Below are 14,570 nucleotides of genomic sequence, written 5' to 3'. Positions count from 1 at the left end.
TATCCTGCCTTTAAAAAAATACACCTGCTATAAAATTTGTTTGAGAGACTAGAAATAATTGCTGAAAAACCCTTTAATCTCGCGGGTTTATAAAATAACGTTACTGGTAATTAAAAATACTGTTGACAATCTCGGTAAAGTGCTTTAGCCTAAAATCGTCGACAGCTCATAAAAATAAATTTGAAAAAAGGGGGAAAGACCTTTGCAAGAGAATACGTATACACTCACTTACCAAAAGCTATTTCAGCTTCAGCGTACTACGTTAGAAGACCGCATTAGCACATATTATGATCAGACCCGTAATGAAAAAAATACGATTAAGTACTTGGCAGCGCTTCAAATACGTGAAGAATTAAGTATTGAAGACTTCAGCTTTGTGTTGCGGGAATTGGTTCGCCATATCTTTCTTAAAACCAAAGCAACCCGTGCATTGCGCCGCTATTATTATTTATTCCAGCATTATTTTGGAACAAAAGAATGGAAGCTGCTAACCTCTCGGTTGTTTACGATTAAACATCTGATTGTTGAAAAAATAGCCCAATTAATGAACCTAGTGGAGCAGGTGCATTCGGAGACTTTTTCGGTACCTTGACTGCAGCATAACGAAACCAAAATGAAACCGTAAACAAATTGATATAGATACGCCAAAAAAGGAAGGAATGATACGAAATATGTTAAGTTTATCCGCAACATTTGAAAATAGTGCAGGCCGCCGCCACAGTTTTAACCTTAAGGAACCGAATCGCAATAAATCCGCCGAGGAAATTCGTGCCAGCTTAGAAAAATTAGTCAGCTTGAATCTTTTTGAAAAAGGCGAAGTTGGCCTATTCAAGAAATTAGTCAGTGCTAAATTTGTTGAAACCATCGAGACCCCAATCTTTGATCTACGTAAAGCGGGTATGTCTACACCCGAAATGGACACACAACCAGAAAACCTTCATGTTGGTAAAGTACAGGAAGTACGTCAATCCACATCGATTAGTGAAGTTCAGCCGGAGTCTGTCCAAATCCCTAAGGCACTGGCACCGGAAGTAACGTCCGCATCAATTCAACCTATTGCAGCGCCATCAGCATCGAATCAAAGTGGTCAGCTGTCAGCTGCACAAGGGGAATTGCAGCAACTCGAAATTATTATTCCAGAAGATGTAGATGTAAACAGTTTGACTGAGGAAGACTATATTGCCATGATTACTGCTCAATTACCAAAAGGGGCGACTTTAGAAAGTTATAGTGTGGAGGAGGTAGCGGTTGATACCGAAGAATCAGCTGAACACCTTGAGACTACCGCTGAAATGGCAGATACGGAATCAGTTAGAGCTGGGACCGCCAAAGAAACACCGAAGGAATTTGCCAAAGGGATATTGGAGGAACCCTTACCTAAGAAAGAATCGGGTTGGTTTCCTAAACGCAAAAAAGGGAGTAATCCCTTGGCTGGTTTTTCTGCAAACAAACGAAAGAACAAAAAGGCGATAAAGGACTTGAAGAGGAATAAAAAGAAATAGCTTACTGGTGCATTTATGAGTCTGAGGTAGCTGCCATAACGGTAAGGAAGGCCAGCAGTTTAAAATGAAAAGAGCTGGACAAAAAAGGCTCAAAGAAAGACGATCGCTTTCTTTGAGCAGAGGCTTACAGTTCGATGGATTCACCAACAGCTAAGACCTTGACCACGCCTGCTGGAAGAGCGTCAACTAGTTCTTGCGGATCTTGTTTAATCAAGGGAAAGGTATTGTAGTGAATCGGTACAACCTGCTTGGCCTTCAAACGTTTCGCAGCACTAGCCGCTTCATGAGGTCCCATGGTAAAGTTATCGCCAATTGGCAAAAAGGCAACGTCAATATCGAAGGCGTCACCGAAAAGGGCCATGTCGCCAAAGTTTGAAGTGTCACCAGCATGATAAATCGTTTTTCCTTCAGCTTGAAGAATGAAACCAGCTGGTTCACCGAGATAAATCATTTGTCCGTCTTTTTCATAGCCGGTACTGTGCTGCGCGTGGACCATTTTTATGCGGCCAAAGGGAAAGTCAAATTTGCCGCCGATATTCATGCCATGCGTTTTAGTCACGCCCTCGTTGCGGGCAAAAGCAGCCACTTCTACTATACCAATAACTGTCGCGTCATTGCGCTTAGCAATCGGTACCATATCACCAATATGGTCGTCGTGTCCATGAGTAATTAAAATCCAGTCTGCACTGACCTCATCAGCTTTTAAATCAGTGACTGGGTTGCCAGTGATAAAAGGATCAAATAGTAATTTTTGTCCATCCGCCATATCAACAGCTATGACAGAGTGTCCATGATACGTAAGTTTCATCGTGATTCCTCCTTTTGTTTATTATAGCGAAAAAAGCAATACTTGACTTGTAAGGCTTTTTATTTTCTAATAGAACGATTAGAATAAACTAAAAAGGGAGGAATTGTATGAACTTGGTAATTGAAGAACACTTGAAGGATTTAGGTGTTTCCTTGGCTTATACAGTAGTAGAATTTGAAAATGGTGCATACAGCGAGGTAATTTGGGACGAATTGTTAAAGCCATTAATCGCCAAGGTTGAAGAAAATGACTCGATTGAGATGATTAAGGACGAGGAACGGATGATTGCCACGAAAAAGGTTTATCGGGCATTGGGCAAAGACCCTGCGCGTTTTCGTCCTTCTTCAGATAGTCTGTGGCGTCGGGTAATTCAGAAAAAAGGGTTATACCAAATTAATAATTTAGTAGATGCAAACAACTATTTTTCATTGCTTTATAAATTACCTTTTGGGAGCTATGACTTAGCTAAAGTTGGGGAAACTATTACCTTATCAGTGGGAGAAACTGGAGAAAGCTATGCGGGAATTGGTAAAAAAGCAGTAAATATTGAGAATTTGCTGGTGCTAAAGGATGAAGAAGGTCCTTTTGGCAGTCCAACCTCTGACTCTACTCGTGGGATGATCGGAGAAGATACTACGCAAGCAGTGTTAATTGGTTATGTTTTTGGCGATATAGCCACAGCCGACATGCAGCAGGAAATTAAAGCAATTGTTGAGAAGTATTTGAAGGATTGCAGGGTAGTTCAGCAAGACGTGATTTAATAAATAGGCAGACAGGCGCTTTTGCAGGAAAAACGCCTGTCTGCTTTTTTAGTTCCAACCTTTGCAGACATCGACCCAGTTCGTTGTTTGAGCGCAGGTTTCCAATTGAGGAATCGTTAATTCAATTGCGCTTTGGGGACTGCCGCAAGCGGGAAAAACGGTCTCAAAACGCTGCAACGACTCATCCAAAAAGACCTCTACGCCTTCATTAATTGCAAAAGGGCAGACGCCGCCTACCGGATGGCCGATTTTTGCTTCTACCTCGTCAGGTTTTAGCATCAAGGCTCTTTCGTTAAAGGTTTGCTTGTACTTGGCATTATCCACCTTGGCGTTACCAGCTGCTACGATTAGCAAGATCCGATCGCTTTTTTTTAATTTGAAGGATAAGGTCTTTGCGATACGTTCCGGGGCACAATTTAGTGCTTTTGCTGCTAATTCGACGGTAGCACTGGATACGTCAAATTCAATAATTTGTTCAGCCATATTATAGGCTGAGAAATAAGCTTCGATTTTTTCAACTGCCATTCATGAACGCCTCCATTCCTTCAAATCATACCGAATTTTTACTAGTGGGTAAATGAATTTTTTGCTATAGTGATGAAAAGGAGCCGGATTATGAAGGAAGAAAAGAAAAAATTACTGGCAAAAGTTGCTTATTTATATTACCAGCAGGATTTGACCCAGGCGCAAATCGCCAAGGAATTGAATATCTATCGTACAACGGTTAGCCGAATGCTGGCCCAGGCTAAAGAACTAGGTATTGTTGAGATTACCATCAATCATTTTGATCCAGCACTTTTCTCGTTGGAGGATCAGCTAAAAAAGCGGTATCAGCTAGAGCACATCGAAATTGCACCAACCGATGCAACAATGAGTTTAGAAGAAAAGGAAGAAAGCTTAGCCAAAACGGCTGCCAGCTGGCTGCGTCGTCAATTGAAGGATGAATGTGTCATTGGTGTTTCTTGGGGTGAAAGTGTCGGCAATACGGTCAATCATTTAGAGGCTAAATCGGTAAATAATGCGACAATTGTGCCCATTGTTGGGGGACCGAGTCATATTAACTCCCGATATCATGTAAATACTCTGGTCTATGAGCTGGCTCGCAAGTTAAACGGGCACAGTGTCTTCGTGAATGCGACCGTTACTCAGGAAACAAAGCAGCTGGCTGAAGGAATTTTCCAATCGAAATACTTTCAGGAACTGCGAGAGTATTGGCAGCAATTAGATATGGCGATTGTTGGTGTAGGTGGGCCCTTGAGTTACAAGAAAAGTCAGTGGCGGGATCTATTAACGGAAGAAGATTATGAGGAGCTTCGTCTGCGGGAAGCCATTGGTGATTGCTGCTGCCGGTTTTATGACCGTTTTGGCAAATTGCTAAAAGGACAGCTGGATCAGCGAACGATTGGTTTGCCGCTAGAGGCATTGGCTGAAATTCCTCAGTCCGTCGGCATTGCTCGCGGTACAGCGAAAGCTCGTTCGATCGTCCCTTTGCTGGATAAGGGCTATCTAAACACTTTGATTACTGATCAGGAAACCGCGGAGGAAATTTTGCGAATAACTAAGGAAGGCATAAGTAGCTAATAAGTAGCTAATAAGTAGCTAATTAGAATGAAAATGCACATTCGTGCGATTTTTAAGTAGTTAACCAAGGGAATCCTTGTTAAATCAAGCTTCATAGACTTTTTCCTAAAAAGATACTGTTACTTTTTTCGGCAGGTGCTATGCTAGGTACGTAGAATAAATCATAAAGGGGCGTATCAGTAATGGAATTTATGTTAGATACAGCGAATATTGCTGACATTAAAAAGTATGTAGAAATTTTGCCAGTTGTTGGAGTGACTTCAAATCCCTCGATTGTAAAAAAAGAGGGCAAGGTAGCCTTTTTCGACCACATGAAGGAAATTCGCAGCATCATCGGTGAAAACCGTTCATTGCATGTACAAGTAGTTGCTAAAGACTACGAAGGCATGATCAAAGATGCCGAAACAATTTTGAACAAGATTGACCAAAAGGTTTTTATAAAAGTCCCTGTTAGCGAAGTCGGCTTAAAGGTGATTAAAGAGTTAAAACGTCGTGGAGCAAATGTTACTGCCACAGCGATCTATACCAAATTCCAGGCTTACTTAGCGATTGCGGCTGGTGCGGATTACATCGCACCATACTTCAACCGAATGGAAAACATGGGCATTGACCCTCGTGAAGCTATTTTTGAAATGGCACAGGAAATTGAACGAACCGACAGCGAGACCAAAATTGTTGCGGCTAGCTTCAAGAATGCCGGTCAGGTAAATGCAGCATTGGAAAGCGGCAGTCAAGCTGCTACCATGGGTGTAGACATTATTCAACAAGCTTTGGCAATGCCTTCAATTGGGCAGGCAGTAGATGATTTCACCGCTGACTGGGAGGCTGTTTACGGTGTTGACACAAATTTAGCTTCTATTTAATCCAACGATTTCATTAGCACTTCTCTTTTTAAAGGGAAGTGTTTTTATTGTTCAGATGATAACGATTATTAATTAATCATAATTATTGCATAGTCTGCTTCCTTAAGATATACTTAAAGAGTAAACAAAAAGAAACGAGGGATAAACAATGAAATATGGAAAAACAAAAGAAGTCTTGAACCAATTGGTAGCTGATTTAAGTCAAATGAGCACGGTGATTCACCAAACACACTGGTACATGCGCGGACCTGAATTTTTAACCTTGCACCCATTGATGGATGATTATATGGATGAAATCAACGATCAACTGGATGTGATTTCTGAACGCTTGATTACTTTAGATGGCTCACCTTATTCAACTTTACGTGAATGGGCAGACAATACTGGCATCAAGGATGAAGTTGGCAGCTGGGATCGTACGATTCCTGAACGCATGGAAGTTTTAGTGGCAGGTTATCGCTATTTAGCTGACCTTTACCAAAAAGGAATTGATGTGTCTGGTGAGGAAGGTGACGACAGCACACAAGATATCTTCATCGCTTTCAAAACGGACATCGAAAAGAAAATTTGGATGCTGCAAGCCAAATTAGGCAAAGCACCAGGTGTTGACGCATAATAATAGAAATAATGACTGCTTTTCCTTTAGGGGAGGAGCAGTTTTTTTTGTGGAGATTTATGATGGGAAATTTGCTGGAGAGCTAGCTTTTATCTAAATTCTTCATTTGATAAACAGGTTAAACTTAATTTAAATAAGAGGGGAGCCGACGAAAATAGGAAATTCTGTAGGTGCAAGTTTCCAAAAGGTATTGCTCCAGAGGGTATTGCTCCAGAAGTAGAGGAAATTGAACAAGGGAAGATGTTGACTTGGTTAGATACTTTGGAAGTTAGCACAAACGAACGCCTAACTAATTCCAGATTTAGAATTAGCTAGGCGTTATGTTTATGCTTAAGTGGTTTGGCTACTTTTTTATAGTTGTTCACAGAAACCTTGGTAACTCTTAGAAAACAAAGTGATAGGCTCTTCTACTTCTAACCGGCTAACTAAACGAGCGTATTTCGCAGCGCTTCTACTTCTTCACTCGATAATTTAGTGCTATCAGCGACTTGTTCTATCGAGAGGCCGATTTTTAGTAAATTCAATGCAATTTCAAGTTTTTCTGCTTTCTGAGCTTCTCTGACCGCTGTTGCTAACACAGCATCATTCACCATCTTTGCCTTGTTTATATCCATAATCATTTTTTGTTCCTCCTCGTCCAGTGAAGAGTAGTCGATTTTCTTCTGAGCTTCTTTTGTCTCAGCTAAAATATCTACTTCCGTTATCATTCATCCATTTGAGCGAAGAAACCTTGCCAGCCCCTGAAAACAAAGTGATAGGCTCTTCTACTTCTAACCGGCTAACTAAACGAGCGTATTTCGCAGCGCTTCTACTTCTTCACTCGCTAATTTAGTGCTATCAGCAACTTGTTCTATCGAGAGGCCGATTTTTAGTAAATTCAATGCAATTTCAAGTTTTTCTGTTTTCGCTTCTTCCTGGGCCTCTTCCCGTACTTTCCTGACAGCTGTTGCTAACACAGCATCATTCACCATCTTTGCCTTGTTTATATCCATAATCATTTTTTGTTCCTCCTCGTCCAGTGAATAGTAGTCAATTTTTTTCTGAGCTTCTTTCAAATAATTGGGGGCTTCATCAGGTACTTCACCAGTTTTGAAAAACTGATGCCAAAGATAGGCGGCACTCGTTAGATCAATGTTTTTATTCTTTAAGCTGAAGAAGCATAACATAATCAGTTCATCGCCTTGTCCTGCACACAATGGCTTGTGAGAAGCTGAATCCAGCAGGGCAAACTTGTGGATTGCAGCTTCGTCCTGCTCAAACAAGTGAAAATCAATGATATTTATTCCATAAGCCGGACGCAGAGAGGAAAAATTATTGCTCTTGATAAAGTCCTCAATCTCTTGGTTGCCTAATGAACTGCGAAAGGCTTCTAATAAGTAAAAGAGGGACCGTTCGATGAAATAATCGTGAGATTGGATTTGCATTTCGATGGTCACGTGACCACCAGCTTCTGTTTCCGCTAAAATGTCTACTTCCGTGCGCATCAATTCAGGGTTTTCGTCGAAGGCTTTCTTGTAGCTGTCAATATGATACGTTTCTCTGGGTTTTACAGTCTTGAACTCTTTTCCTAAAATATCGCGAATAAATGCTTTCAAAATGTGCGTCGAATCCTTGGAGCATAGGAGTTTTTTGAACAGTAAATCCATTGTGGGGAGTACTTTTGGTCTGTTTTTCATCTAAATCTCTATCCTTTCGGCGACAGAGATTTTTTCACCATTAGTATACCATGGCCGCCCATTCTCTATCAAAATTTGCTTCAACATAATATATGCAAAAAAGATTTATTTTTTTCGAGAATAGCAAACAAATTTGAGTAGATCGTAAAATGTGATACAGATCAATCAGCAGACTAAAAGGCTTATCCTTTCACCAAACCTGTCTTCTTCACTATAATAAGAACAGGAGGTGCTTATATGGACAACCAAGCACAATTTGAAATGAAGGTCAGCAATTTGGCCAATCGTTTTTTATACAATACAATTGATACACCCCAGCGTCTGCTGCCACTAGCAGAAAAAATTGCCAAGGATGGACAAAAGATTGCTCGTGAATACGACGAACAGGAGCGGATTCAGACGGTAGCAGAAGAATTACTGCTGGCGATGGATGGCTCTTTATATTTGGTGGATTTACTGGCGAATGCCATTTTGACGAAGGATTACAGTCATTTGGAGGAGGCAGAGCTGGTGGATCAGTTAGGCAAAATTGAAGGCCACTCGGATGAGCAAACTCGCTTGATCCAATTATTAAAGGAGTCGATTCAACACAATTTACAGCAAGGGGTTACCTTGGAAAAAATTTATTATGAAAACTATTTAGTAGAGTATGCCTCAAGTTTGATGGAAATCTATGTCATTCAGCACTTGAAGGATCAGGAAGACTTGTTAAATGAGCTGCAGCCGTTGATTAAGGAGAATCGATCCAGTGAAGTTCCTTATGGGGTTTTTCGCAGAATTACTGCTAATTTTAAAAAGGAATTGGCGCGCCAATATTATCAGTATGAAACAATGGTGAAACTAATGGAGACAAAATAGAAAAAAAGCAGTGAATTGGTTGAACCTGTATCGACCCGCAAAAGTTAGACTAAAAATCTAACATTTTGCGGGTCGATTTTTTATGCTTTGTTTTAATAGATGGTTTCCTTGGGGTCGGAATGGGCCAATACATATTCTTTAAAATTCGTTACCACCGGAGTCAAATAGGCTTCCTTATTGGTCACCAGATAGAAGTAACGCTCCCAGTTTAGATTCTTCAGGCGAATTTTCTTCAGAGGCAGCGAGTCTAAAATCCCCATATCAGGTACTACAGCCATGCCGAAGCCTTGACTAACCAAACCGGCAATCACCTGATCCACGGTTACTTCATAAACAATATTGTAGGTACAGTTGTTACGTTTAAAGGCACTGTCGATGATGCTGCGCAATCCGCTGTTTTTGCTGAAGCCGATTTGCGGGAAGGGTTGTGTCTGTTCTAAATAGACTTCATCAAATTGGGCTAAAGGATGATCTAAAGGTGTAATTACTACCAGCTCTTGATTCGCCACAGGGATAAATTCAATCAGCGGCTCATCCGGCAAATAGGAACAAATACCGATATCATACCTCATGCTTTTTACCCCTTCGATAATTTCTTTAGTGATGCCAGCGGAAGAATGAAAATCAAACTCGACTTCCTTTTCAGGATTCGCGTTGATAAAGCCGCTGGCAAAGCGGGGTGCATAGCGCGTTCCTAAAATAGGTAAAAAGGCGAAGCTTATATAGCCGCTGCCTTTACTGATTTTTGAGACAGTCTCAATGCCAGTATCTAACATATTTAAAGTCTTGCTGACGTAATCATGGAAAATTATACCAGGCTTCGTCAAAACGACATTGCGGCCTTTTTTTTCAAACAGGGGGACGCCTAATTCAGACTCCAACGAAGAAATAGCATTACTCAAACTAGGCTGTGTGACATTGAGCAATTTGCTGGAACGCGTATAATGCTGTTCCCGGGCCAGGACATCGAAATATTTGAGGTGTTGTAAATTCATGATATATACGCTCCCTGTGCACAGTTTTCTTCATTATAGCAAAACCTATTTCTTTTACCTATAGGTTTTGCTATAAAAATCAATTAGATATTTCAAGAAATCCAAGTTAGAATTAATTCGAAAAGTGATTGTGAAGTAAGGAACTTTAAACGGGAATAGAATACCCATGAAATTCCTCGGAATTGCAGATGTTTTCGCCATAAGTAACCGCTTTTTTGTAAAAAAGTCTAAACCATGAGTTTGTATTTACTTTCTCATGTGAAAAAAATAACTTTAAATAATTTTTAGGAGGAAATAGAAATGAGAAAAGTACCTTTAACAATTAGTTCATTTACATTAGGCACGGAGATTGATTTTGAAGAACGGGTGAAAGCAGCAAAGGCCGCTGGTTTTGACGGAATTGGTATTCGGGCTGAAACTTATATGCTAGCAGTAAAACAAGGCTACTCTGATGAAAGAATGCTAGAAATTCTTGAAGAGAATGACATGAAGGTTACGGAAGTTGAATACATTACTATGTGGACTGATCCAAATAAAACAGCAGAAGCGCCAAGTACTTTATTACAACAATTCAAAGAACAAACGATTTATCACATGGCTCGTTTGTTCGGCGTAGGCCACATTAACTGCGGTTTAATGGAAATGGACTCATTAGAAGTACAAATTCAAGCCTTCAAAGAATTGTGCGAACGCTCAAAGGAATTAGCAATCGGGTTAGAATTCATGCCTTACAGCGGTGTGCCTGATTTGAAGACTGCTTGGGAAATTGTTAAAGGTGCTGACTGCGACAATGCAATGCTGATCTTAGACACTTGGCACTGGGCGCGTGCTGAAATGACTGCCGAAGATTTGAAAGGTGTACCAGCTGAAAAAGTTGTTTCAATCCAAATCTGTGATGTTTTGGAACGTCCGTATCCAAAACCAATCTTACGTGAAGAATCCTTGCATGACCGTTTATGCCCAGGTACTGGCTGGGGCGATACAGTTGGTTTCTTGAAAGCCTTGAAAGAGCATGGAATTAACCCTCGTGTAGTTGGGACAGAAGTTATTTCAGATAACAACTTAGAGTTGGGTTACCAAAAAGCAGCCCAAATGAATTACGACACAAGTATCGATGTAATCAAGCAAGCTTGGCCTGAATTACTAGATTAATTTTACGAATTTTTAAAAAGGGATAAAATTACAAATCGAAATGTAGTATACTAGCTAATAAAAATGAATAGGGATGTGTATACATGTTAGAAGGAATTTCTGGAAAAACAAAGCTATACGGTTTAATTGGCAGCCCGGTTGGTCATTCTGGCTCACCAGCTATGTATAATTATGCTTTTGAACAATTAGATATGGACGCTGTTTACATGGCATTTGATGTTGAGGTTGACGGCGTTGAAAAAGCGATAGATGCAGTAAAAACATTCAGTATGCCTGGTGGAAACGTAACAATGCCATGTAAAGGTGAAGCAGCTAAATTCATGGATGAGCTTTCACCAGCTGCCCAAATGGTTGGAGCAATTAATACCTTTACAAATGTAGACGGCAAATTAACTGGTCACATTACTGATGGTATGGGTTTTGTTGATAACTTAATGGCTCACGATGTTGATCCAAAGGGTAAAAAGTTTGTTGTTCTTGGGACTGGCGGCGCAGCAACAGCTATTCAAGTCCAATTAGCAATTGAAGAAGCAGCATCGATTGCAATCTTCAACTTGAAGGATGCCTTCTTCGCAAATGGAGAGCGTACCGTTGAACGAGTGAAGAAGCACTATCCAGAATTAGATATCGCTATTTATGATTTAGCGGATGCAGATCTTTTGAAAGAAAAAGTTGCTGAAGCAGATATCTTAATTAATGGTACCGTAGTTGGTATGGGTGAAGGATCCACTCGTACACCAATCAGTGATACTGGTATTTTCCATGACAACTTGATTGTTGCCGATGCAATTTACAACCCGCCAAAAACTCAGCTGTTAAAGGATGCTGAAGAAAAAGGTTGTAAAACTGTTGGTGGAGCAGGTATGCTTCTGGCACAGGGCAAAGCGGCTTTCAAAATCTTTACCGGTAAAGATCTACCAGTAAGACCTAAATAAAAGAAGTACTTCTTCCTGCAGCTGATTTACAGTTGCAGGAAGAGTAAAAAAAATGTGGGATAACCAATCAAGGAGAGTAAAAATGAGAGCGAAAAAATATGTATTATCCTTAGTAACCGTATACTTGTGTTACTTTACACATGGTATGCAAGCACTTATTCTTAGTCAGAACATGCCTTATTTTTATGAAAAATGGGGATATACTGATGCAACAGCAGGAGCTGCTGCGGTTTCATTAGCAATTACTGCAACTGGTTTTGGTAAATTTATTTCAGTTTGGATCGGTGGAGAAATTTCTGATAAAATTGGTCGGAAAAAAATGGCCATCGGCGGAGCAATTCTTTACATCATCTGTTTTGCAGGATTATTGCTTAGTCCAAGTATGATGGTTGCATCTGTTTGTGCATTTATGGCGGGTGTCGCTACTTCTGGTTTCTGGGATGCTTCATTGTATCCTGCAGTGCAAGAAGCAGCACCTAAATATGCAGGCTCTGCATTAATTGGAATCAAGCTATTTGTATCATTAGGCGGAATCTTCTATCCATTGATGGTTGTTAACTTTACCGAAATGGGTTCTCCTCAAATGAACGTAATCATTCCGTTAGTACTATCTGTTGCCTGTCTAGTACTAGCCGTGCTTTCACCTTTTGTGTACGATGATTTGATGAAGGGGAGCGGGGATTCAAAAGATGGCAGCCATTCGGATGCGATCAAAAAAGAAATTGACGATGCGAAAGCAAAATTGCTGATAAAACCAAACACACTAGTAAACTTTATCACCATGTTCTACGCTTTCCTATGTATGTTTATCATGTATGGTGCGCAACAATATACAAAGGCGTTTGGATTAAGCAATGCGGGACTTTCTGAGATTCAAGCAGCAGGTTTAACTTCGATTTATACCTTTGGCGGAATTATCGCGGTTGTCTTTTGGGCAATCATGATGGGTAAGCTTCGTTGGAACCCATTAAAAGTATTGGTAATCGATTCTATCTTTACTGCTTTGGCTTTGGCAATTGTGTTGATCATTCGTCATCCAGCAGTCATTTACATCAGTATTGCAGCACTTGGATTCTTTGCTTCAGGTGGTGCACTGCAAACTGGTTTGGGTGTACGCCAAATGTTTTGTCCTGGACCTAAGGGAAGAAATACCGGGATTTACTATACATTCATGGGATTTGCAAGTACATTCCTACCGTTCATCGTTTCTGCAATGACTCGTTCAGTTGGAGAAACTCGGGCAGTATACTTGATGATGATTCTGCTTTTAGCAGCAGCAGTTATTGCAACTGTGATGATGTTCTACCTAGTGGGACAACACAAAAAAGTCTTTGGCTATGGCGCATTCGAACGTCTGCGTGATTAATAAATAATTTTTTTGGAGGAACAACTATTTTTTAATTGAAAATAGTTGCCTCCTTGTTTTGCTATATAAATGAATACAGGAAAAATGTATCTAGGACAGATACTAGGTTATTTTAGGGGGTCCCTATGGATATTATTATTGGAATATTGCTCATTTGTTCCTTCGCAGGAATGGTTACATATTGTATAAAGGGTCATAATTTGATGATCGGCTTTTTCATTATGGCAACAATTTGGACATTTCTGCCAATTATTGGCAATATGCTTTCACCAAATGCGGCTTTCGATGGATTAACCGTCAATGACATGCTGCGACAAGTTTATCAAACAGCTCCAGAAAAATATGGTGCTTCCGTAATGAACATTTTTTTGGGTGCTTTTTTTGGTCGAATTTTATTGGACACAGGAATAGCAGCTACGATTATTCGAAAGAGTGTGGAATTAGGTGGGGATAACCCAGCAATCATTTTAGCTATTGTGAATGTAATCAGCGGCTTTATCTTTACCTCTATGACTGGAGGGGGATCGGTTATCGCGATTGCAGTCATTGTATTGCCTATCTTGTTTTCGATTGGTATTCCGAAGGTTATTGCGTTCTTCTCTTTTACTGGTTCGGTAGCCGCAGGGATCTTTCTGAATCCAATTAATTTTGGTCAATATTCGGCGTTTTTCTTAAACTCCAATGGAGGAGCCGAGTACACCTATAATGACTATTTTCCATTTGGGATGCTAGCATTTGCTGTAATGATTGTCATTGTATCAGTCGCATCAATGTTCTACTTAAAAATGGAAAGCTTAACCTATTCATGGGCAGCAACTAAGAATGTTGAAGTAGTAGATGCACCAGGAATTTCTTTAATCACGCCTTTTTTACCAGTCGTTGGGGTCATTGTATTTAAACTGCCGGTCATTCTTTGCTTCATTATCGCAAGTATCTATGGTCTATGGGTATGTGGTGGACTAAAAGGAAGTTTTAGGGATATTTCTCGTACCATTTCTCGTATTTTTACGGAGGGTGTAAAAGACATGTCAGCCTTGATTGCTTTTTGGATTACATTGGCGATGTTTAATGATGCAGCTGTTTATGCGGCACCTTATTTTCAAACGATTATCGGGGGAATTATTCCTATTTCGCCGTTGGCTTTATGTATCATGTTTGGTATTCTAGCACCACTAACATGGTTTAAGGGTCCTCTTTCTTTAATCGGGTCAGGAGCTGCATTACTAGCAGTGGTTAGTCAAACAACCAATTATCCGACAACTTTCTTGTATCCATTGTTTGCTTCCGTATTAATTGGGATGGCACATTTTGATATTACAATTTCTTGGAATGCGTGGGGACTTGGATTTAATCGAATTAACAGTACAGATTATATGAAGGTGGCGCTGATACCGGGAACTTTAATCGCTTTGGTTTTGGAAATAGCCAACTTTTTCCTTAACAACCCTTTATAGACT

16 protein-coding genes are annotated in these 14,570 nt (G+C 40.2%); 11 read left to right on the top strand and 5 right to left on the bottom strand.

Annotated features, from left to right (window positions below):
- The first annotated feature begins 202 nt into the window (after positions 1-202).
- Both IGI49_RS08480 and IGI49_RS08475 read left to right on the top strand, forming a co-directional pair.
- A complete protein-coding gene (locus IGI49_RS08480) occupies positions 203-592 on the top strand; it encodes a hypothetical protein (protein WP_429964146.1) in 390 nt (129 codons plus the stop codon).
- Positions 593-659: 67 nt separating this feature from the next.
- Positions 660-1,502 carry a DUF2922 domain-containing protein gene (locus IGI49_RS08475; RefSeq protein WP_429964145.1) on the top strand — a complete coding sequence of 281 codons (843 nt, stop codon included), beginning with the start codon at positions 660-662 and terminating at the stop codon, positions 1,500-1,502.
- A 124-nt stretch (positions 1,503-1,626) separates the two neighbouring features.
- Here the strand turns inward: IGI49_RS08475 and IGI49_RS08470 are convergent, their stop codons facing one another.
- Entirely contained in the window at positions 1,627-2,310 is a 684-nt protein-coding gene (locus IGI49_RS08470; RefSeq protein WP_429964144.1) for a metal-dependent hydrolase, read from the bottom strand.
- Positions 2,311-2,417: 107 nt separating this feature from the next.
- Between IGI49_RS08470 and IGI49_RS08465 the strand changes: the two genes are divergently transcribed.
- Positions 2,418-3,071 (top strand): B3/B4 domain-containing protein, encoded by a 654-nt coding sequence (locus IGI49_RS08465; RefSeq protein WP_429964143.1) that lies wholly within the window; start codon positions 2,418-2,420, stop codon positions 3,069-3,071.
- 48 nt (positions 3,072-3,119) lie between these two features.
- Here IGI49_RS08465 and IGI49_RS08460 read toward each other — a convergent pair whose 3' ends face one another.
- Positions 3,120-3,596 (bottom strand): YbaK/EbsC family protein, encoded by a 477-nt coding sequence (locus IGI49_RS08460; protein ID WP_429964142.1) that lies wholly within the window; start codon positions 3,594-3,596, stop codon positions 3,120-3,122.
- 90 nt (positions 3,597-3,686) lie between these two features.
- On the opposite strand from IGI49_RS08460, the gene IGI49_RS08455 reads away from it, so the two are divergent.
- The 3 genes from IGI49_RS08455 (at position 3,687) to IGI49_RS08445 (ending at position 6,131) form a co-directional block, all read left to right on the top strand.
- Entirely contained in the window at positions 3,687-4,652 is a 966-nt protein-coding gene (locus tag IGI49_RS08455) for a sugar-binding transcriptional regulator (protein WP_429964141.1), read from the top strand.
- A gap of 182 nt (positions 4,653-4,834) precedes the next feature.
- Entirely contained in the window at positions 4,835-5,515 is a 681-nt protein-coding gene (locus tag IGI49_RS08450) for a fructose-6-phosphate aldolase (RefSeq protein WP_429964140.1), read from the top strand.
- Between the two features lie 148 nt (positions 5,516-5,663).
- A complete protein-coding gene (locus IGI49_RS08445) occupies positions 5,664-6,131 on the top strand; it encodes a Dps family protein (RefSeq protein WP_207701088.1) in 468 nt (155 codons plus the stop codon).
- A gap of 425 nt (positions 6,132-6,556) precedes the next feature.
- Here the strand turns inward: IGI49_RS08445 and IGI49_RS08440 are convergent, their stop codons facing one another.
- A complete protein-coding gene (locus IGI49_RS08440; protein WP_429964139.1) occupies positions 6,557-6,751 on the bottom strand; it encodes a hypothetical protein in 195 nt (64 codons plus the stop codon).
- 162 nt (positions 6,752-6,913) lie between these two features.
- Entirely contained in the window at positions 6,914-7,807 is an 894-nt protein-coding gene (locus tag IGI49_RS08435) for an Rpn family recombination-promoting nuclease/putative transposase (RefSeq protein ID WP_429964138.1), read from the bottom strand.
- A 237-nt stretch (positions 7,808-8,044) separates the two neighbouring features.
- Between IGI49_RS08435 and IGI49_RS08430 the strand changes: the two genes are divergently transcribed.
- Complete coding sequence (locus tag IGI49_RS08430; protein ID WP_429964137.1) at positions 8,045-8,665, top strand: hypothetical protein; 621 nt, start codon at positions 8,045-8,047, stop codon at positions 8,663-8,665.
- A gap of 92 nt (positions 8,666-8,757) precedes the next feature.
- On the opposite strand, the gene IGI49_RS08425 is transcribed toward IGI49_RS08430, so the two are convergent.
- A complete protein-coding gene (locus IGI49_RS08425; protein ID WP_429964136.1) occupies positions 8,758-9,660 on the bottom strand; it encodes a LysR family transcriptional regulator in 903 nt (300 codons plus the stop codon).
- A gap of 300 nt (positions 9,661-9,960) precedes the next feature.
- On the opposite strand from IGI49_RS08425, the gene IGI49_RS08420 reads away from it, so the two are divergent.
- From IGI49_RS08420 to IGI49_RS08405, 4 genes are all read left to right on the top strand, one after another.
- A complete protein-coding gene (locus IGI49_RS08420) occupies positions 9,961-10,812 on the top strand; it encodes a sugar phosphate isomerase/epimerase family protein (protein ID WP_207701093.1) in 852 nt (283 codons plus the stop codon).
- An 83-nt stretch (positions 10,813-10,895) separates the two neighbouring features.
- Positions 10,896-11,747, top strand: a complete 852-nt coding sequence (locus tag IGI49_RS08415; protein ID WP_207701094.1) for a shikimate dehydrogenase — start codon at positions 10,896-10,898, stop codon at positions 11,745-11,747.
- An 82-nt stretch (positions 11,748-11,829) separates the two neighbouring features.
- The gene (locus IGI49_RS08410; RefSeq protein ID WP_429964135.1) at positions 11,830-13,113 is read left to right on the top strand and encodes an MFS transporter; all 1,284 of its coding nucleotides are present in this window, start codon (positions 11,830-11,832) and stop codon (positions 13,111-13,113) included.
- Between the two features lie 125 nt (positions 13,114-13,238).
- Positions 13,239-14,567 carry a citrate transporter gene (locus IGI49_RS08405; protein ID WP_207701096.1) on the top strand — a complete coding sequence of 443 codons (1,329 nt, stop codon included), beginning with the start codon at positions 13,239-13,241 and terminating at the stop codon, positions 14,565-14,567.
- Positions 14,568-14,570: the final 3 nt, after the last annotated feature.

Source organism: Enterococcus sp. AZ071 (assembly GCF_050499065.1).
Classification (GTDB): Bacteria; Bacillota; Bacilli; order Lactobacillales; family Enterococcaceae; genus Enterococcus_A; species Enterococcus_A ferrettii.
The sequence above is the reverse complement of the archived record's forward strand: the minus strand, read 5'-3'. Positions and strand labels throughout refer to the sequence as shown.